The organism is Plantibacter sp. H53 (genome assembly GCF_001650455.1).
Lineage (GTDB): Bacteria > Actinomycetota > Actinomycetes > Actinomycetales > Microbacteriaceae > Plantibacter > Plantibacter flavus_A.
In genome coordinates this window covers 1-19339 of sequence record NZ_LWCT01000027.1, presented here as the reverse complement: position 1 = coordinate 19339, position 19339 = coordinate 1, and the positions used below count along the sequence as shown (strand labels likewise).

Sequence of the window (19339 nt, the reverse complement as noted above, 5' to 3'; positions counted from 1 at the left end):
GAGGCGGGGGGGGTCAGCCGCTGACGACGGTGCGACCCTCGAAGGCACGACCGAGGGTGACCTCGTCGGCGTACTCGAGGTCGCCGCCGACGGGGAGGCCGGAAGCGAGGCGCGTGATGCGGATGCCCATCGGGAGGAGCAGCCGGCTGAGGTAGGTGGCGGTCGCCTCCCCCTCGAGGTTCGGGTCGGTCGCGATGATGACCTCGGTGACGGTGCCGTCGGCGAGGCGCTGCATGAGACGACGGATGTTCAGGTCGTCGGGTCCGACGCCGTCGATCGGGCTGATGGCGCCGCCGAGCACGTGGTAGAAGCCGCGGAACTCACGCGTGCGCTCGATGGCGACGACGTCCTTCGGCTCCTCGACGACGCAGATCAGGGCCGGGTTACGGCGCGGGTCGCGGCACACGCTGCAGAGGTTCTGCTCGGAGATGTTGCCGCAGATCTCGCAGAACTTGACCTTCTCGCGGACGACGGTGAGCAGCTCGGCGAGCTTCGACACGTCGAACGACTCCGTCTGGAGGATGTGGAACGCGATGCGCTGCGCCGACTTCGGACCGATGCCGGGCAGCCGCCCGAACTCGTCGATCAGATCTTGGACGATTCCCTCGTACATGGCCTACCGCCCTCCGGAGCGCGGCTCGTGCGGCTGCTCCTCGATGAATGTGGCGCCGAGGAGCTCGCGGACGACGCTCTCGCCGTACCGGTTGTCACCCGCGGGGTGGGACGTCGGCACCGGGGGCGCCTGGCGCATCCGGACCGGGGGCTGCGGGCGCTGCTCGGCGACCGGCGCCGCAGGCGGTGCGGCCTGCGGGGAGCCGGCGGGCGCTGCGGACGGCGCGCCGGCCGACGAGGCTGGAGCAGGAGCCGACGACTCGAACGGGTCGGGGTAGGGCGGCTCGTCGTCGGGCGGCGGTGCGTCGTCGTCGGACGGGATCGAGACGACGTCCCACGTGACGGTGCGAGAGCCGAGCGCGTCGCCGTTGGACGGGCCTCGGGCGGGTGCCTGCTGGCGCGGCGGGGCCGACGGCTGCCGCTGCGCGGGTGAGCCGGCCGGCGTCCCGGGACCTCCGGATCCGGCGGGTCGCCCGGGCTGCCCTTCGACAGGCTCAGGGACCGAGGACGGCTGCGTCGACGAGGCGGGCTCGGGCCCTTCGACAGACTCTGGGACCGGGGGATGCCCTTCGACAGGCTCTGGGACCGAGGACGGCTCGGGCTCGTCGGCCGGCGGCGGCGCGACCGTCGCCCACGAGGAGGCGGAGACGGCGGTCTTCTCCTCGGCCGGCGCGGCGACCGACGAGGCGGGTGCCGATGGCGCAACAGCTGACGGCTCGGCGTCGACCGGCGCAGCGGACACGGGTTCGCCACCGGCTGGTGCGACGGTGGGCCACGACGAGCGGGCTCCCGACCCGCCGCTGCCGTCGGACGACGACGGGGCAGCGGGGGCGGGGACGGTCTGCGGCAGGCTCGGGGTCGACCAGGCGGACGACTCCGACGACGGAGCGCCGACGGCGGGCGCAGTGGCCCGCGGTGCCGGCGGCTCGTCGGCACCGGCGACCTTGGCGAGGTACTTCACCCGCACGCCGAGGACGTCGAGGACCGCCGTGCGCAGGACCTCCGCGACACCGGTGCCGGGCGCATGACGTGCCTTGAAGTCGTTGAGGTCGCCGTTGTTCGCGAACACGAGCGTGAGGACGTCGTCGTCCGAGTACCCGCCGACCTGGGTGTTGACGACGATCATCCACGCCTTGCGGTCGGCCTTCTCGACCTGCGCCACGATCTCGGGCCAGGCGTCGCGGATGTGCTGCAGGGTGACCGGGCCGACGCGAGGGGCTGCGGGGGTCGGTGCGGCGGTCTGCGCGTGGTCGGGCTCCTGCGCCGGTCGACGGTCGGCGGCCGCGGATGCTGTCGAGGCGGCGGCCGGGGCGGGAGCCGGGGCGGAGCTCGCCGCCGTGCTCGCGGGGGCCGCGCCGGCAGGGGCCGGAGCGCGGTCGGCGACCACGGGCTGCGCCGAGACCGCGGCCTGACCGCCCTCGGCGGCAGCACCGTCGACACCGATGCGACGCTCGAGCCGCTCCACCCGGGCCAATGCACCACGAGCGGAGTCGTCGGCTGCGGGCACGAGGATGCGCGCCATCATGAGCTCGAGGTGAAGCCTGGGCGACGTCGCGCCCGTCATCTGGGTGAGCGCCTCGTTCACGACGTCGGCCGTGCGGGACAGCTCGGCGATGCCGAACGCCCGCGCCTGGGCGAGCATCTTGTCGAGCTCGTCCTGCGGGAGCCCGCGGAGGACCGCCGCCGCGTTCTCGCCCGTGGCGGCCACGACGATGAGGTCGCGGAGTCGCTCGAGCAGGTCGTCGACGAAGCGGCGTGGGTCTTGGCCGGTCTGGATGACGCGGTCGACGGTGCTGAAGGCGGCACCGGAGTCGCGGGCGGCCAGGGCGTCGACAACCTCGTCGAGCAGGGCCGTGTGGGTGTAGCCGAGCAGGGCGACCGCGCGTTCATAGTCGACGGAGTCACCCTCGGACCCGGCCATCAGCTGGTCGAGCAGGGACAGCGTGTCGCGGGCGGAACCGCCACCGGCCCGGACGACGAGCGGCAGCACCCCGGCCTCGACACCCACGTGCTCGCTCTCACACAGCTGCTGGACGTAGTCGAGCATCTGCGCCGGCGGGATGAGCCGGAAGGGGTAGTGGTGGGTGCGGGAGCGGATCGTGCCGATCACCTTGTCGGGCTCGGTCGTCGCGAAGATGAACTTCACGTGCTCCGGCGGCTCCTCGACGATCTTCAGCAGGGCGTTGAACCCCTGCGGGGTGACCATGTGCGCCTCGTCGAGGATGAAGATCTTGTAGCGGTCGCGTGCGGGTGCGAAGATCGCGCGCTCGCGGAGGTCGCGGGCGTCGTCGACACCGTTGTGGCTGGCCGCGTCGATCTCGACGACGTCGAGCGAGCCGGAGCCGTCGCGGGAGAGGTCGACGCAGCTCGCGCAGACACCGCACGGGGTGTCGGTCGGCCCCTCGGCGCAGTTGAGGCAGCGGGCGAGGATGCGCGCGGACGTCGTCTTGCCGCAACCACGTGGACCGCTGAACAGGTACGCGTGGTTGACGCGGTTGGTGCGCAGGGCCGTCATGAGGGGATCGGTCACCTGCGCCTGACCGATCAAGTCGGCGAACGTCTCGGGCCGATACCGGCGATACAGAGCTGTGACCACCCACCAATGGTAGCCGTCGCCCCTGACATCGGAGTCGGGGATCGGACTCCTCGATCGGGACCAGGGTTCGAGCCTGGCGCGACGCGGGGAACGGGCCATCCTGGTGCCCTTCGACAAGCTCAGGGACCGGGGTTCAGCTCAGGAACCGGGGTTGGAGTCAGGGACCGAGTTTGGGATCAGGGACCGGGACAGGGGTCAGGGACCGGGTGGTGCGGTCGGCGCCGCGTCTGTGCGGGCGACGCCGACCGGATCGTGGGCGGCTAGAACTCGGTCGGGCCGAGCGAAGGGCGGGCGAGGAAGGAGAGCGTCGGCGTCGTGAGCGCATGGAACTCGAACACCGTGAAGCGGTTCTCCCCAGCACGGAGCTGGCCGCCGGGGACGTAGAGCGTGTGCTGCGGCCCCCGCGACCAGTAGCGGCCGAGCAGGAAGCCGTTCACCCAGACGAGCCCCTTGCCCCAGGCCGCGGTGTCGAGGAACAGGTCGGTGGGCGCGTCGAGCGTGACGGTGGCGGTGAGCAGGACCGGCCCGGCACCGCTGATCGTGTCGTCGGACGTCCGCGTGGCTGCTGCGTCCACCACGGCGTCGAGTCGGTCGAGGGCCACGGGGGCGACGCCCCACGACGTGAGTTCCACGCCGTCGAGCGACACGGGCCCGATGATCCCCTTCGGCTCCCCCAGGCGCTTGCCGTAGTTCACTCGGCCCTGGTTCTCGAGGAGGAGTTCGAGCGCCTCACCCGCCGGGATCACGATCGACCGCTCCTGGAACTCGCGGGTGAGCGCGCCGACCGGCACGCCGTCGACGGAGACGACCACGCGGTCGCGCACCTCGGCGAACCGGAGCACGCCGCCACGTCCCCCGAGCGACGCCCGGTACCGCGCCAGACCGCTGAACGCTCCGAGTTCGTCCATCGTGGGGATCCGGTCGAACGCTTGGAGCGGTGCGATCTCGTCGGCCACGTCCGCGAACGGGACCTCCTGCTCGAAGGACGCGGTGAACGCCGGGGCATCCGTCGCAGCCGGCGGGATCTCCGTCGGCACCTCGGCGTACTTCGCGATCACGTCGCGGAAGGCGAAGAACTTCTCCGTCGGGTGGCCCGCCTCGTCGAGGGGCGCGTCGTAGTCGTAGGAGGTGACGTGCGAGCGGTACTGCCCCTTGTCGTTCGCGCCACCGGTGAACCCGAAATTCGTGCCGCCGTGGAACATGTAGATGTTCACCGACGCGCCGGCCGCGAGGAGCGCGTCGAGGTCCGCCGCCGTCTCCGCGACGGGCGTCGTGTGGTGGTGCTCGCCCCAGTGGTCGAACCAACCGTCCCAGAACTCGGAGCACATGAGCGGCCCGGTCGGCTGGTGCTCGCGCAGGGTCGCGAGGCGTTCGAGCGAGCGGCTGCCGAAGGAGGCGGTCTTGTGGAGTTCGGGGATGCTCCCGTCCTCGAGCATCTGGGGCGTGGGCTGGTCGACGGTCGTCAGCGGCACCGTGATGCCGAGCTCGCGGGTCCAGTCGGTCAGCGTCCGGAGGTAGTCGTGGTCGTCGCCGTAGGCGCCGTACTCGTTCTCGACCTGCACGAGGATGACGGGACCGCCGCGGTCGATCTGCAGCGGCGCGATGATCGGCAGCAGCGCCTCGAAGTACTCGCGGACGGCGGCAAGGTAGCGGGGCTCGCTGCGACGGAGGCCGAGCTCGGGGTCGTGCAGCAGCCAGCCGGGGAGGCCGCCGTTGTCCCACTCGGCGCAGATGTAGGGGCCGGGACGCACGATCGCGTACATACCGGCGTCGGCGACGAGGCCGAGGAAGCGTTCGAGGTCGTTCACGCCCGTGGTGTCGAACACGCCGCGCTCGGGGCTGTGCTGGTTCCACGCGACGTAGGTCTCGATGGTGTTGAGCCCCATGAGCTTCGCCTTCGCGATGCGGTCCGCCCACTGCTCGGGGTGCACCCGGAAGTAGTGGAGGGCTCCGGAGAGGATCCGGAACGGCTGACCGTCGAGCAGGAAGTCGTCGTCGCCGATGGAGAAGGTGGGCATGCTGGGGCTCCGTGATGAAGGGGTGCGGATGGAGCGACCACGGCCGGCCGGAGCGGATCCCGGAGGACCCTCCGACCGGCCGCGGTCGATGGTGCTGGTGCTACAGGTGCCGTTCGGCTACTTCTCGGTGACCGTGAAGCCCTGCGTGTTGCCGTACTCGACGAGCTGCTTCTGCCAGTCGGCGAGACCGTCGTTCAGGTCGGCCTTGTTCGCGTAGGACTGTCCGACGGTGTCGGCGAAGATGCTGTTCGCGTAGACCTGGTACGGCAGGTACTGCCAACCGGTCGACACGTCCTTCGCGCCCTGCACGAGGACCTCGTTGATCTTCTGGCCGCCGAAGTACTCGGGAGCCGCGGAGAGGAACGCGTCGGAGTTCAGGTCGGCGGTCGTCGCCGGGAAGCCACCGTTGTCGAGGAAGACCTTGACGCTGTCCTCGTCGTTGTTCAGCCACTTGAGGAAGCCCGCGGCGAGCGCCGGGTTCTTGCTCTGCTTCAGCACGACCTGGCCACCGCCGCCGTTCTCGGCGTTCGCGGGCTTACCGTCGTAGGTCGGGATCGGGGCGACGCGCCACTGGCCGGAGGCCTCGGCGACGGACGACTCGAGCACACCGGGCATCCAGGCGCCCGTGATGAGCGTCGCGATGCTGCCGTTGCCGAGCGACTTGTACCAGTCGTCGCTCCACCCGGGCACGTCGGAGAGCAGGTCGCCCTCGACGAGCTGGTTCCAGGTGTCGGCCCACTTCTTGGAGCCCTCGTCGGCGAGGTTGACGCTCACCTTGGTGCCGTCGGCGGTGAACGGACGTCCACCGGCCTGCCAGATCATGCTGGTCGCGAAGCCGGAGTCACCGGAGTCGTTGGTGATGTACTTCGACGGGTCGGCCGCGTGCAGCTGTGCGGCTGCCGCGATGTACTCGTCCCAGGTGGTCGGCACGGCGATGCCGTACTGGTCGAACACCGTCTTGTTGTAGAACATGGCCATGGGGCCGGAGTCTTGCGGGAGGGCGTAGAGGCCGTCGCCGATGTTGACGGAGCTCCACGGGCCGGGGCTGTAGTCGTCCTTCAGGTCGCCGAAGCCGTAGGCGTTGAGGTCGACGAGGGAGTCGCTGAGCGCGAACTGCGGGATGGCGTAGTACTCGACCTGCGCGACGTCGGGGGCACCCTTACCGGCCTTGATCGCGTTCTGCAGCTTCGTGTACTCGGTGGTGTTGGTCCCGGCGTTGACGAGGTTGACCTTGACCTTGGGGTAGGCCTTCTCGAACGCGGCGACCTGCGCCTCGGCGGAGGGCGTCCAGGACCAGTAGGTGATCTCGCCACCGGCTTCGAGGGCGGACTCGATGTCCTTGGCGTCGCCGGAGGCGGTGCTGCCGCCGCCGGACGAGCAGGCGACGAGCGAGGCTCCGATCATCGCGGACGCGACGGCCGCCGTGGCCGCGCGGCGCAGAACCGTGCGAGACGGTGAGATGCGCTTCATGGGTGTTTCCTTTCACTGCGTTGGGAGGAGGAGGTGATGCCCCGGTCCCTGAGCCTGTCGACGGGCGGAGGTGGTGCCCTTCGACAAGTTCAGGGACCGGTTGGTGATGCGGTGGTGCGGGTTGGGAACGGCGGGGATCAGCCCTTGACGCTGCCGGCGCTCAGGCCGGACTGCCAGAAGCGCTGCAGGAAGAGGAACGCGATGACGATCGGGACGATGGTCAGGAGCGATCCGGTGATCACGAGGTTGAAGATCGGTTGCGCGGCGACACCGGTGGCCTGGGCGCTCCACTGGCTGAGGCCGACGGTGAGCGGATACCAGGTGGGCTCCGACAGCATGATGAGCGGCAGGAAGTAGTTGTTCCAGGTCGCGACGATCGCGAAGAGGAGCACCGTGACGATGCCGGGGCCGAGGAGTCGAAGCGAGATCGTGAAGAAGGTGCGGAACTCCCCCGCGCCGTCCATGCGGGCGGCCTCGAGCAGTTCGGTCGGGACCGCGTCCACCGCGTACGTCCAGATGAGGTACAGGCCGAACGGGCTGACGAGCGAGGGCAGGATGACGGCCCACGGCGTGTTCGTGAGGCCGAGCTGGCTGAACATCAGGAAGGTCGGGACGGCGAGCGCCGTGCCCGGCACCGCGATGGAGCCGAGGATGATCGCGAAGACGGCGCGCTTGCCGGGGAACCGGAACTTCGCGAGGCCGTACCCGCCGATCGTCGCGAGGAGCGTCGCCCCACCGGCACCGACCACCACGTAGAGCAGTGTGTTGCCGAACCAGCCGACGAACTGCCCGTCGCGGTAGGTCAGGGTGTCGACGATGTTCTGCCAGAGGTTGAACCCGCCGTCGCCGAACCAGAGGCCGAAGGAGGTGAAGAGGTCGGGCTGGGACTTCGTCGCGTTGATGACGAGCCACAGGATCGGGACGACCGAGTAGATGAGGAAGACGGCCATGACGATCGTGAGGACGATCGAGCGCTTGCGGCGCGGGTCGTGGCGCTTCCGGGTGGGCCGGTCGAAGGCACGCGGGTTGCGGGCGGTCCTGGTCGACACGGTCTGCGGACGGACGGTCGGGTTCGAGACGGTGGCCATCAGCTGTTCTCCTGTCGGGAGCCGCGCACCTGCACGACGTAGGCGATGACGGCGGTGATGACGCCCATGATGATTGCGACCGTCGCCGCGAGGTTGAACTGCTGGCCGGCGAAGGACAGGTTGTAGGCGTACATGTTCGGGGTGAAGTTGCTCGTGATCACGTTGGGCGCGAGGTTCTTCAGCAGGTTCGGCTCGTTGAAGAGCTGGAACGAGCCGATGACGGAGAAGATCGTCGCGATGACGAGGGCTCCGCGGAGGGCGGGGATCTTGATGCTGAAGACGGTGCGGAACTGTCCGGCCCCGTCGATCTCGGCCGCCTCGTAGATCTCACCGGGCACGACGCGGAGGGCGGCGTAGAAGATGAGCATGTTGTAGCCCATGAACTCCCACGTCACGATGTTGCCGATGGAGGCGAGGACGGCCTGGGAGCTGAACGGCTCGAGGATCTGCGCGCCGACGAGGTCGTTGAAGCTGCCGGCGAGACCGAACTGGTCGCCGTAGATGAAGCCCCAGATGAGCGCCGCGACGACGCCCGGGACGGCGTACGGCAGGAAGAGTGCGATGCGGAAGAAGGCGGCGCCGTGGAGCCTGGCGCTGTCGAGCGCGAGCGCGGCGGTGAGCGACAGGGCGAGCATGATCGGCACCTGCACGACGAAGAACAGTGCGACGCGACCGAACGGCTCCCAGAACTTCGGGTCCTGGAGGACCTGGGCGTAGTTCTCGAAACCGACGAAGGCGTTGCCGCCGATGAGCTTCTCCTGGAAGAAGCTGAGGTAGAGCGCGTAGACGAGCGGCGCAATGATCATCAGCGCGAAGACGATCATGAAGGGGGCGATGAACGCCCAGCCCTTCCAATCCCGGCGGTCGCGTCGGTGGACACGGACCGCTGGTGGCCGGCCGGTGCGAGCGGTCGTGGTGGTCATGGGCAGCTTCCTTGCTGGGATTCGGGCGGAACCGTCGTGCGGTGGAGCCGTGCGGGGAGGGATCACGATGGATGTTTACGTCAACATCTGATCGGTACCATAGCATGTTCACGTCAACATGCAAGGATGGATGCGACGATAGGGAGACCATGACGGACACCACCCGGAGAGCGCCTGGCCGCGCCAGGCGAGCACCGTCGATGGCGGACGTCGCGGCACACGCCGGCGTCTCCTCGCAGACCGTCTCCCGCGTCGCGAACGGCCTGACCAACGTCGACGACGGCACCCGCGACCGCGTGCTCGAGGCGATGACCGAGCTCGGCTACCGCCCGAACAAGGCGGCGCGAGCGTTGCGATCGGGCCGCACCCGCAGCATCGGGATCACGATGTTCACGCTCTCCTCCTACGGCAACATGCGGACGCTCGACGCGATCACGGTCCAGGCCGCACGGGCCGGCTACTCGGTCACGGTCGTCCCCGTCGAGTACCCCACGCAACGCGATGTCGCGGTCGCCCTCGACAGCCTCCGCGAGCAGGACGTCGACGGACTCATCATCGTCATCGAGTCGCACATCGTCGACGGCGCCGACGTCGAACTGCCCGCAGGTCTCCCCGTCGTCGTCATCGACTCTGCGGCACGCACCGACTACCCGGTCGTCGACAACGACCAGGCGCAGGGCGCGGCGCTCGCCACCCAGCACCTGCTCGACCTCGGGCACCAGGGCGTCTGGCACATCGCCGGACCCCGCACCTCGTACTCGGCCGCTCGTCGCGAGCAGAGCTGGGCCGACACGCTGCGCGAGGCCGGCATCACGCCGCCGCCCGCGTTCCGTGGCGACTGGTCGACGACCTCGGGGTACGAGATCGGCCTCGAGATCGCCGAGCGCCCGGAGATCACGGCCGTGTTCGCGTCGAACGACCAGATGGCGCTCGGACTCCTGCGCGCCCTGCACGAGCGCGGCCGTGCCGTGCCGGAGTCGATCAGCGTCGTCGGCTTCGACGACACCCCGGAGTCGGACTCGTTCTGGCCACCGCTCACGACGGTGCACCAGGACTTCGACGAGATCGGACGCCGGGCGATCACCACGCTCCTCCGCGAGATCGAGGAGGGCCCGCAGCTCTCCACCGAGCCCCTCACGCCGACGTCCCTCGTCGTCCGCGCGAGCACGGCTCCCCCGCCCGCGCACTGAGGCGAGGCAGTTCGTCGTCCGCGCCACCGAGGAACGACGATGTGCCGCACTTCGACGGGTTGAGCGACCGGCCATCGCTTGACACCCGAGCGAGGGGTCGCCCATACTCGTCGGAAATGTTGACGTGAACACGGTGGTTCGACGCCGCTCGATGTTCACGTGAACATCCCCTGTACCACGGCCTCCAACGAAGGAACCACCGATGACACTGCCGTCACCAGTCCGCCGACGAACGATCGGAGCGACCGTCGCCGTCGCCCTCGGCATCGCCGCGATCGCACCAGCACTCGCCACCGTGGACGCCGCTCCTGCGGCCGCCGCGGAGAGCACTCCCCTCACCATCACCCCCAACCCGGCCTACCAGAACGAGGCGTTCGAAGGCTGGGGAACGAGCCTCGTCTGGTTCGCCAACGCCACGGGCGACTACCCCGAGGACGTCCGCCAGGACCTCTTCGACAAGGTGTTCGGTGAGGACGGCCTCAACCTCAACATCGCGCGCTACAACATCGGTGGCGGCAACGCGACCGACGTCCCGCCATACCTGCGGGCCGGGGGCGCGGTCGACGGCTGGTGGAACCCGGACCTCGCAGCAAGCGACGCCGACGGCCCCATCACCTCCGACTACGCCGACCGCGACCGATACGCCGCCGCCTGGGACGCCGACGACCCGGCCTCCTACGACTTCGACGCCGACGAGACCCAGCGCTGGTGGCTCACGGCGCTCAAGGACAAGATCACCAAGTGGGAGGCGTTCAGCAACTCCCCGCCGTACTTCATGACCGAGAGCGGCTACGCGTCGGGCAACTTCAACGCCGCCGACGAGCAGCTGAAGCCGGAGAGCGTCGACGACTTCGTCGCCTACCTCACCACCGTCGTCGACCACCTCGAGGCCGACACCGGTGTCGACTTCGACACCATCGACCCCTTCAACGAGCCGAACACGAACTACTGGGGCACCCAGATCGACGAGGCCACCGGTTGGCCGAAGGGCGGACGCCAGGAGGGTGCGCACATCGGCCCGGCCATGCAGGACACCGTCATCAAGGCCCTCGCCGAGCGCCTCGCGGCCGAGGGCACCTCGACCGAGGCCGTCATCGCGGCCATGGACGAGACGAACCCGGGCATCTTCGCGACGAACTGGAACGGCTGGTCGCAGACCGCCAAGGACCTCGTCACGCAGCTCAACGTCCACAGCTACGGCCAGGGCGGCAGCGTCGTCGCGCGCGACATCGCGAAGACCGCCGGCAAGCCGCTGTGGATGAGCGAGGTCGAGGGCAACTGGGACTCCAGCGGCAAGCACAACCTCACGAACATCGACAACGGCATCGGTATGGCCACGCACCTCATCGACGACCTCCGCAACCTGGAGCCGACCGCGTGGGTGCTCTGGCAGCCCGTCGAGGACCTCTACAACATGGAGAAGGTCGAGAAGCTCAACTGGGGCAGCGTCCTCATCGACTTCGACTGCAACGCCGAGGGCGACTCCGAGCGACGCATCGCCGACGGTGACGCCGACCCGAGCTGCTCCGTGAAGACGAACGCGAAGTACAACACGCTCCGCAACTTCACCCACTACGTGCAGCCCGGTGACCACCTCATCCCCTCCACCGACGCGCAGACCACCACAGCGCTCCGTGCCGACGGCACCGGTGCGACCCTCGTGCACGCCAACCCGTCGACCTCGGCTCGGACGATCACGATCGACCTGTCGAAGTTCGCGGACATCGCTCCCGGCGCGACGGTCACGCCGATCGTGACGACGGAGTCCCCCGCGGACGACGTCACCGCCAACGCACTCGTGCGGGGCGACGCCGTGTCGATCGACCCGGTGACCAAGCAGACGACACTCACCATCCCGGCGAAGTCGGTCACCACCTTCCTCGTCGACGGCGCGACCGGTGTCGCAGCCGATGCGGCACCGTTCCAGGACGGGCACGCCTACCAGCTCGTCGGCAAGCAGAGCTCGAAGGCGTTCACCGCCGCAGCCACGACCGGGACCGTCCCGGCCGGCACGATCACCCCGCGTGCCTCCGACGCCACGGCCGGTGCCGCACAGGTGTGGACCGCCGAGCGACTCTCGGGCGGCGGCACGAACACCGACCGCTACGCCGTCCGCAGCTCGTCCGGAGCACTCCTCTCCGCGAACTCCGCCGGCGCCTCGCTCGTCACTGCGACGCGGGAACAGGCTGCGGCCGACCCCTCGCTGCAGTGGATCCCGACGACGACCGACGGCTCCGAATGGAGCCTCGTGAACGTCGGCACCAGCCAGGCCCTCGAGGTCGGCGGGCAGTCCACCACCACGGGCGCCGCCGTCGGCGTCTACCAGTCGAACAACGGCGCGAACCAGACCTGGAGCTTCGTCGACACCGCCCTCACGGGGGTGCAGCCGGTCACGCTCCAGACCGTCGCCGGTGTTCCGGCGGCGCTGCCCGCGACCGTGGTGCCGCTGTACGGCACGGTCCAGGGCGCTCCGGTGCCGGTCACCTGGGACACCTCCGCCGTGGACTGGAACACGCCGGGCACGATCGTCGTGAACGGTTCCGGCACCGACGGGTGGGGTGCGGCGTTCACCGCTCAGGCCACCGTCGACATCGGCGGCTTCACGACCACCGAGCCGGTCTCCCTGACGGTCGCGGCAGGGTCCCCGGCGAGCACCGTCATCGCAGCGGCACCCACCACGGTCCCGGCGCAGATCGGCGCGAGTGTCAACCGCTTCGACACTGCCGTCACGTGGGACTTCAGCACCCTCGACGACGCCGACCTCGCCGACACCGGTGTGGTGCAGGTTCGCGGCGCGGCTGCGTCGAACGACCCGGCCGCGGCACCGATCGACGCACTCCTGTCGATCATCGTCACGGCGCCAGGTGAGCGGAACATCGCGCCGGACGCCACGACCGTCGCGAGTGCGACGTCCACCGAGTCCGGCTATCCGGGGAGCAACACGAAGAACGGTGTGCGGAACGACAAGGGCTGGTCGAACTGGCGCTCGTCGAACAAGCCGGCGAGCGACACGCTGAGCTACGAGCTCGGCGGTGAGCACACGATCGAGCACGTCACGTTCTACGCCTACAAGGACGGGAGCACCGCCAGCTGGCCGAGTGCACTGACCGTGCAGGTCCGCGACGCCGGCGGCGCGTGGATCGACGCTCCGGGTGGGGCGGTCGCTGTGCCGGTCCCGACCGATGGGACGGCTCCGGTCGTCGACGTCGACCTCGGTGGCGTCACGACGAGTGCGGTCCGTGTCGTCATGACGGCGTATGCGAACACCCACCTGGTCGTCTCGGAGGTCGAGATCTACGCGCTCGCACCGTCGGTCGCGACCGAGGCGAGCCTCGCCGCGCTGCGGGTGAACGGCACGCCGGTCGATGGCTTCGACGCCGGTGTCCTCGAGTACGAGGTGCCGCTGGCCGGATCCGCTGATCCGGTGGTCGACGCCATCCCCGCCGACCGCGACGCGACGGTCACGATCGAGGCGCTCGAAGCGGCACCGGCGGCTGCAGCCCGTGCTGCGGCTGACGCGACCGACGGGGTCGTCATCACGGTGACGGCGGCTGACGGGGTGACCACGCAGTCGACGACCATCACCTTCGCCCGGACGGCTGTCGCGACCGCGACGCTGTCGAGCACGGCCCGCGAGGGCGTGCCGACGACCGCGGCGGTCGTCGTGGACCCGGAGGACGCGGCCGTCGTCTACGCGTGGCTGCTCGACGACGAGGTCGTGGACGGGGCCGACACGGCGACGTTCACGCCACCCACCGGCAGCGCTGGTGCGGCACTCGCGGTGCGGGTCACGGTCTCGGCCGATGGCTTCGCGCCGGTCGAGACGACGTCCACGCCGGTGACGGTGCTCGCCGCCGCGGTGGACCCGGGGACCGACCCCGGCACCGGCCCGGGGACGAACCCCGGGACCGGTCCTGGCACCGGCTCCGGCGGTGGCACGGCCGGTGGTGGTGACGGCACGAGCTCCCCCTCGGGTGGTTCGGCCGCCGGCGCCGACTCGCTGTCGCGCACGGGTGTGGACGTGTCGAGCATCGGGCTCGTCGCGCTGCTCCTCGGCCTCGTCGGCTTCGCCTCGGTGCTGCTCGCGCGTCGCCGTCGCACAGCCAGCTAGCCCTCCATTCGCCCATCTTCGGGCGACGCAACGCCCGTTCGCCCAAACGTGGGCGAACGGGCGTTCGCGTTCCGGTGAGCCGACCGTCAGCTCGCCGCGTCCTCCGCCAGGACCGCAGCGCCCGCCGCCGCACAACCCTCGTCGACCATACCGTCCGGGGCCCCACCGACGCCGATACCCGCGATCGTCGCCGTACCGACCTTGATCGGCACCCCGCCTGCCAGGAACAGCGTCCCCTCGAGGTCGCGAAGCGTCGCCCCGCCGCCCTCCGGCAGGCGCTCCGTCAGCTCGGAGGTGTTGGCTCCGAACGCCGCCGCCGTGTATCCCTTCTCGGCCGACGCCGAGAGGGTGTGCTCCGCAGCGCCGTCACCGCGGACCACGGCCTGCACTTGACCGAAGCGGTCGACGACGGAGACGGTGACGAACCCGACCCCGCTCGCTCGACACGAGTCCAGCGCGGCGATCGCAGCTTCCAATGCTGCGTCGGCGGACAGTCGCGGAAGCTCGACGGTCCGGGATTCCGCGGCCTCGGCCACCGGCGACGCCGAGGTCGCGGTCGTCGACGAGGCGGGGCCGGTGCAGGCGGTCAAGGTTCCAAGGACGGCGAGTCCGGCGACGATGGTGCCGAGGCGTGCGGTGCGTGACGATTTCATGGTGTTCCTCTGGGTTGTTCGTGCTTCGGCATCGGATGATGCGCTCCGACAACTCTCGTCCGGGCGGTGCTGCCTCCACCTCGTCCGCGCCGCCCGGATTCGGTCGGGCCGACGGCGGACCGGCCCTCATCCCTTCGGATGAGGCAGGCCCTCGAAGGCTCGCCTAGCATGGAGGGATCGCCGGAAAGGTCCCATGTCAGACGCTCGAACATCAGTCCAATCGACCCCGGACTCCCGCCCGTACCGCCGAGCTGCAGCCCTCGGCGCGACGCCCCTCGACGTCGTGCTCAACCTCACCTTCTTCGCGCTGCTCGTGACCTCGGCCGTGCGATACGTCATGAGTCACGGGGTCGAGGCGGTGAACTGGACCGTCGCTGCGCTGACCGTCGCGACCGCGGCCGCCTACCTCCTCGCCACGCGGAAGACGGGCGTCCGACACCGGATCCTCGTCGTGATCCTGCTCGCACTGTGGACGCTGCTCGTGCTCATCGCCCCGAGCTTCTGGTGGACGGCGTTCTCGGTCTACTTCCTCGCACGCCGCGCCTTCCCGACCGCGTGGATCGCCGTCGGTCTCGCCGCGGTCTGCGCGCGCTCGCTCCTCGTCCTCGCCGGCGGCTTCGACTGGACGATCGTGGTGGGGACAGCGGTGGTGGCTGCGCTCGTGAGCGTCGTCACCTCACGGATCGAGTCGGACAACCGGACACAGGCGGCGCTCATCCGTCGACTGACGGAAGCCCAGGAGCGACTCGCCGCGACCGAGCGACAAGCCGGGATCGCTCAGGAGCGAGCACGGGTGTCGAGCGAACTCCACGACTCCGTGACCCAGGGACTCGCGAGTTCGCTCCTCATCATGGAGGCCACCGCGCAGACGATCGACACGTCTCCGGCCACCAGCCGCGCCCGTCTGCGCGAGGCGGTCGAGCTGATCCGCTCGACGCTCGGCGAGGCGCGGAACCTCGTCCACGACCTCGGTTCACCCCGGCTCGACGGCATCAGTCTCGCATCCGCGCTCGGACATCTGGTCGCGGAGACCCCCGCCGCCCAGCTGCGCATCGACGGCGAGCCGAGGCCCTACCCGCCTGAGATCGCCCATGCGATCCTGCGCGTCTGTCAGAGTGCCGTGCAGAACGCCGATCACCATGCCGGCGCATCGGCGATCCACGTCACCCTCAGCTGTCTGGCCGACCAGGTCGTCGTCGACATCGCCGACGACGGGGTCGGATTCGATGCGTCGGCGGTCCCCGAACCGTCGAGCACCGGCGGCTACGGGCTGCGGGCGATGCGGCAGCGGATCGAGCAACTCGGCGGTCGATTCACGGTGGAGAGCGCCCCCGGTGACGGCACCGTGATCGTCGCCCAGCTCCCGACCGATACGGGGTCGACGTGCTGAGGCTCGTCCTGGTCGACGATCATGCCGTGGTGCGAGCGGGTCTGCGCCTGATCCTGCAGACCCAACCCGACCTCGAGATCGTGGGTGAGGCGTCGTCCGGCGAGAACGCGGTTCCACTGGTCGCCGAGGTCCAGCCGGACCTCGTGGTCGTCGATCTCGCGATGGGCGACGGGATCGGCGGGATCGAGACGACCAGGCGTCTCCGCGCGCTCAGCCCGGCACCGCAAGTACTGATCTTCACCACGTACGACACGGATGCCGACATCGTCCGGGCCGTCGACGCAGGAGCCGTCGGGTATGTGCTCAAGACGTCGTCGCCCGAGGAGATCTTCCGCGCGGTGCGAACGGCAGCGATGGGACAGAGCGCGCTGAGCACACCGGTGGCATCACGGCTCATGCATCACCTGCAACATCGCCAGGAAGCCCTGACTCCGCGCGAGGCCGAGATCCTGGAGTTGCTCACGGACGGTCTCGGCAACCGCGAACTGGCGCGTCGGCTGTTCATCAGCGAGACGACCGTCAAGACCCACCTCGCGCACATCTACACGAAACTCGGGGTGGACGGTCGCGGCGCCGCTATCGCCGCGGCTCGACAGCGCGGCATCGTCCGCCCGCCCGAGCACCGCTGAACCCGCGAAAGCCCGCTCCCTGAGCCTGTCGAAGGGCCCACGAGCAACCACGCACGACACGAAACGGTTCCCCGAGGGCACTTCGACAAGCTCAGTGACCGGAACGGTTCCACGCTCCCTGAGCCTGTCGACGGGCCCACGAGGAAACCCCGCCGTCCGAGATGACTCGGGCGGCGGGGCTTCGTGGTGCGGGGTGACTACTCGGCGTCGAGGTCCGTCTCGAGGAGACCGGCGAGCTCGGCGAGCGCCTCGTCGGCACCCTCGCCCTCAGCGCGGAGGGTGACGACGTCGCCGTTGGTGGCGCCGAGGCTCATGATCGTGAGGATGCTCGAAGCGTCGAGCGGGCCAGAGTCGCCCAGCTCGATCGTGACGGGCACCGGCTGGCGCTTGACCGTCTCGATGAAGAGCTTGGCGGGGCGGGCGTGCAGCCCGACGCGGCTGGCGATGGTGGCTTGGCGTTCGGCCATGATGATGCTCCTTCTGCGGTTCGGTTGGTGCCGGCCGGACCAGTGGATCAGGTCAGGCTGTGGATCGGACGGGTACGGATCAGACGGTCGCGGGCTCGGTGGCGACCGTGGGGGCTGCCGTGTCGGCACCCTCCACCGGACGACGACGGGCGAACCGCTTGAGCAGGACGACGGCGACCGCGGTGATGACTGTGCCGATCGCGACCGACAGGACGAACATCCCGATGTTGCCGATGGCGAAGAACACGAAGATGCCACCGTGCGGCGCCTGCGAGGTCACGCCGGTCGCCATGACGAGCGCACCGGTGGCGGCACCACCGAGGATCGACGCCGGGATGACGCGGAACAGGTCGGCCGCGGCGAACGGGATCGCACCCTCGCTGATGAACGCGGCACCGAGCAGCCAGGCGGCCTTGCCGTTCTCCCGCTCGACCGCGGTGAACGAACGACGGCTGAGGACGGTCGAGGCGAGCGCCATCGCGAGCGGCGGCACCATGCCGGCAGCCATGACGGCGGCCATGATCTGCCACGGTGCCTGGTTGGCGAGCGTGCCAGCACCGAGACCGGCGACGGCGAACGAGTACGCGACCTTGTTGACGGGGCCGCCGAGGTCGAAGGCCATCATCGTGCCGAGGATCACGCCCAGCAGGATCGCCGAGACGCCGGTGAGGCCGGAGAGCCAGCCGTTGAGGCCGTTCATGAGCGCGGCGATCGGGCCGCCGAGGACGAGGATCATGAGACCGGACGCGACGATCGAACCGACCAGCGGGATGATCACGACGGGCATCAGCCCACGCAGCCACCGCGGCACGTTCAGGCGACCGAGGCCGTAGGCGACACCACCGGCGAGCAGACCACCGACGAGCCCGCCGAGGAAGCCGGCGCTCATGAGGAGGGCGACGGCACCGGCGACGAACCCGGGCGCGATGCCCGGTCGGTCGGCGATGGCGAAGGCGATGTAGCCGGCGAGGGCCGGGACGAGGAACGCCATCGAGGCGTTGCCGATGGAGAACGCGACGGCGCCGAGGTAGGCGCCGAGTCCACCGGCCGGCAGGTTCACGAGGCTGTTCTCGACGATGATCTTGCCGGCGTTCTCGGTGATGTCGTAGCCCCCGAGGAGGAAGCCGAGGGCGATGAGCAGACCGCCACCCGCGACGAACGGGATCATGTAGCTGACACCCGTGAGCAGCCAACGCTTGATCGACTGACCGACGTTGGCGTCCTTCTTGTCCGACGTCGACGCGGAGGCCTCGCCGGCCGCTGCGGCGACCCGTGGGGCGTTCGGGTTCGAGATCGCGGCGACCGCATCGTTGATGAGCTGTTCCGGGGCGTCGATGCCGCGCTTCACGGGAGCCTTGATGACGGGCTTCCCGGCGAAGCGGGCGACGTCGCGGACGTCCACGTCGACGGCGAAGATGACCGCCTGCGCCTTCGCGACGACGTCGGCGGGCAGCGGGGTCGCACCGGAGGCGCCCTGCGTCTCGACGTGCAGCTCGACACCGAGGCGCTTGGCGGTGGCGGCGAGCGAGTCGGCCGCCATGTAGGTGTGGGCGATGCCCGTCGCACACGAGGTGACCGCGATGAGCACCGGCCGTGCGGCCTGGTCACCGGCCTCGACGGGAGCCGTCGCGGCGCGCTCGGCCGCAAGAGCCGACGCCGGCTTGGGTGCATCACCGAGCGCACCATCGACGAGGGCGACCACCGCGGCGGCGTCGGGCGCCTCACGCAGCGAGGTCACGAACTCGGGCTTGATGAGCGAACGGGCGAGCTTCGACAGCAGGGCGAGGTGCGCCTGGTCGGCGCCGTCCGGAGCCGCGATGAAGAAGAGGAGGTCGGCCGGGCCGTCGTCGGAACCGAAGTCGACGAGCGGCGAGACGCGGGCCATCGCGAGCGTCGGCTCGGTGACGGCGGCCGAACGGCAGTGCGGGATCGCGATGCCGCCGGGGATGCCGGTGTCGGTCTTGCTCTCCCGCGCCCAGGCGTCGGCGAAGAGGGCCTCGGTGTCGGTGGCACGGCCGGCGCGGACGACGAGCTCGGCGAGCGCGCGGATGACGCCCGCGCGATCGGTGCCGAGGTCGGCGTCGAGGGCGACGAGCCCTGGGGTGATGAGTGGGGTGGACATCTGGGTTCTCCTTCGAAACGGATGCTGGTGCTTCGGGTGGTCGGGGCGGCCCTTCGACAAGCTCAGGGAC

General features: G+C 69.9%; 13 protein-coding genes. 4 read left to right on the top strand and 9 right to left on the bottom strand.

Annotated features, from left to right (window positions below):
- Window positions 1-13 precede the first annotated feature (13 nt).
- The 6 genes from recR to A4X17_RS12685 form a co-directional block, all read right to left on the bottom strand.
- On the bottom strand, window positions 14-613 hold the full coding sequence (gene recR / locus A4X17_RS12710; protein WP_056014479.1) for a recombination mediator RecR: 600 nt from the start codon (window positions 611-613) through the stop codon (window positions 14-16).
- Between the two features lie 3 nt (window positions 614-616).
- The gene (locus tag A4X17_RS12705) at window positions 617-3208 is read right to left on the bottom strand and encodes a DNA polymerase III subunit gamma and tau (protein WP_064296054.1); all 2592 of its coding nucleotides are present in this window, start codon (window positions 3206-3208) and stop codon (window positions 617-619) included.
- 260 nt (window positions 3209-3468) lie between these two features.
- Window positions 3469-5226 carry a glycoside hydrolase family 35 protein gene (locus A4X17_RS12700; RefSeq protein WP_064296053.1) on the bottom strand — a complete coding sequence of 586 codons (1758 nt, stop codon included), beginning with the start codon at window positions 5224-5226 and terminating at the stop codon, window positions 3469-3471.
- A 117-nt stretch (window positions 5227-5343) separates the two neighbouring features.
- Window positions 5344-6696: a sugar ABC transporter substrate-binding protein gene (locus A4X17_RS12695; RefSeq protein ID WP_064296052.1), complete on the bottom strand. Its 1353-nt coding sequence runs from the start codon at window positions 6694-6696 to the stop codon at window positions 5344-5346.
- Window positions 6697-6833: 137 nt separating this feature from the next.
- Complete coding sequence (locus tag A4X17_RS12690) at window positions 6834-7784, bottom strand: carbohydrate ABC transporter permease (protein ID WP_064296051.1); 951 nt, start codon at window positions 7782-7784, stop codon at window positions 6834-6836.
- Window positions 7784-8707, bottom strand: a complete 924-nt coding sequence (locus A4X17_RS12685; RefSeq protein ID WP_064296050.1) for a carbohydrate ABC transporter permease — start codon at window positions 8705-8707, stop codon at window positions 7784-7786. The genes A4X17_RS12690 and A4X17_RS12685 overlap by 1 nt, the downstream gene beginning before the upstream one ends.
- A gap of 149 nt (window positions 8708-8856) precedes the next feature.
- Here A4X17_RS12685 and A4X17_RS12680 point away from each other — a divergent pair, with 149 nt between their 5' ends.
- The gene (locus A4X17_RS12680) at window positions 8857-9897 is read left to right on the top strand and encodes a LacI family DNA-binding transcriptional regulator (RefSeq protein ID WP_064296049.1); all 1041 of its coding nucleotides are present in this window, start codon (window positions 8857-8859) and stop codon (window positions 9895-9897) included.
- Window positions 9898-10099: 202 nt separating this feature from the next.
- On the top strand, window positions 10100-14008 hold the full coding sequence (locus tag A4X17_RS12675; RefSeq protein ID WP_064296048.1) for a glycoside hydrolase: 3909 nt from the start codon (window positions 10100-10102) through the stop codon (window positions 14006-14008).
- A gap of 86 nt (window positions 14009-14094) precedes the next feature.
- Here A4X17_RS12675 and A4X17_RS12670 read toward each other — a convergent pair whose 3' ends face one another.
- On the bottom strand, window positions 14095-14661 hold the full coding sequence (locus tag A4X17_RS12670; RefSeq protein ID WP_064296047.1) for a heme-binding protein: 567 nt from the start codon (window positions 14659-14661) through the stop codon (window positions 14095-14097).
- Between the two features lie 193 nt (window positions 14662-14854).
- Between A4X17_RS12670 and A4X17_RS12665 the strand changes: the two genes are divergently transcribed.
- Together A4X17_RS12665 and A4X17_RS12660 are read left to right on the top strand one after the other, a co-directional pair.
- The gene (locus tag A4X17_RS12665; protein WP_082916147.1) at window positions 14855-16051 is read left to right on the top strand and encodes a sensor histidine kinase; all 1197 of its coding nucleotides are present in this window, start codon (window positions 14855-14857) and stop codon (window positions 16049-16051) included.
- Window positions 16045-16680, top strand: a complete 636-nt coding sequence (locus A4X17_RS12660) for a response regulator transcription factor (protein ID WP_064296045.1) — start codon at window positions 16045-16047, stop codon at window positions 16678-16680. The genes A4X17_RS12665 and A4X17_RS12660 overlap by 7 nt, the downstream gene beginning before the upstream one ends.
- A gap of 197 nt (window positions 16681-16877) precedes the next feature.
- Here the strand turns inward: A4X17_RS12660 and A4X17_RS12655 are convergent, their stop codons facing one another.
- Together A4X17_RS12655 and A4X17_RS12650 are read right to left on the bottom strand one after the other, a co-directional pair.
- Window positions 16878-17147 (bottom strand): HPr family phosphocarrier protein, encoded by a 270-nt coding sequence (locus A4X17_RS12655; RefSeq protein WP_056014456.1) that lies wholly within the window; start codon window positions 17145-17147, stop codon window positions 16878-16880.
- A 79-nt stretch (window positions 17148-17226) separates the two neighbouring features.
- Entirely contained in the window at window positions 17227-19269 is a 2043-nt protein-coding gene (locus tag A4X17_RS12650; RefSeq protein ID WP_064296044.1) for a fructose-specific PTS transporter subunit EIIC, read from the bottom strand.
- Window positions 19270-19339 lie beyond the last annotated feature (70 nt).

Bases quoted from the DNA above. Each gene is read 5' to 3' on its own strand.
- recR (WP_056014479.1), bottom strand. From the start codon at position 613: ATGTACGAGGGAATCGTCCAAGATCTGATCGACGAGTTCGGGCGGCTG.
- A4X17_RS12700 (WP_064296053.1), bottom strand. From the start codon at position 5,226: ATGCCCACCTTCTCCATCGGCGACGACGACTTCCTGCTCGACGGTCAG.
- A4X17_RS12695 (WP_064296052.1), bottom strand. From the start codon at position 6,696: ATGAAGCGCATCTCACCGTCTCGCACGGTTCTGCGCCGCGCGGCCACG.
- A4X17_RS12690 (WP_064296051.1), bottom strand. From the start codon at position 7,784: ATGGCCACCGTCTCGAACCCGACCGTCCGTCCGCAGACCGTGTCGACC.
- A4X17_RS12685 (WP_064296050.1), bottom strand. From the start codon at position 8,707: ATGACCACCACGACCGCTCGCACCGGCCGGCCACCAGCGGTCCGTGTC.
- A4X17_RS12680 (WP_064296049.1), top strand. From the start codon at position 8,857: ATGACGGACACCACCCGGAGAGCGCCTGGCCGCGCCAGGCGAGCACCG.
- A4X17_RS12675 (WP_064296048.1), top strand. From the start codon at position 10,100: ATGACACTGCCGTCACCAGTCCGCCGACGAACGATCGGAGCGACCGTC.
- A4X17_RS12670 (WP_064296047.1), bottom strand. From the start codon at position 14,661: ATGAAATCGTCACGCACCGCACGCCTCGGCACCATCGTCGCCGGACTC.
- A4X17_RS12665 (WP_082916147.1), top strand. From the start codon at position 14,855: ATGTCAGACGCTCGAACATCAGTCCAATCGACCCCGGACTCCCGCCCG.
- A4X17_RS12655 (WP_056014456.1), bottom strand. From the start codon at position 17,147: ATGGCCGAACGCCAAGCCACCATCGCCAGCCGCGTCGGGCTGCACGCC.
- A4X17_RS12650 (WP_064296044.1), bottom strand. From the start codon at position 19,269: ATGTCCACCCCACTCATCACCCCAGGGCTCGTCGCCCTCGACGCCGAC.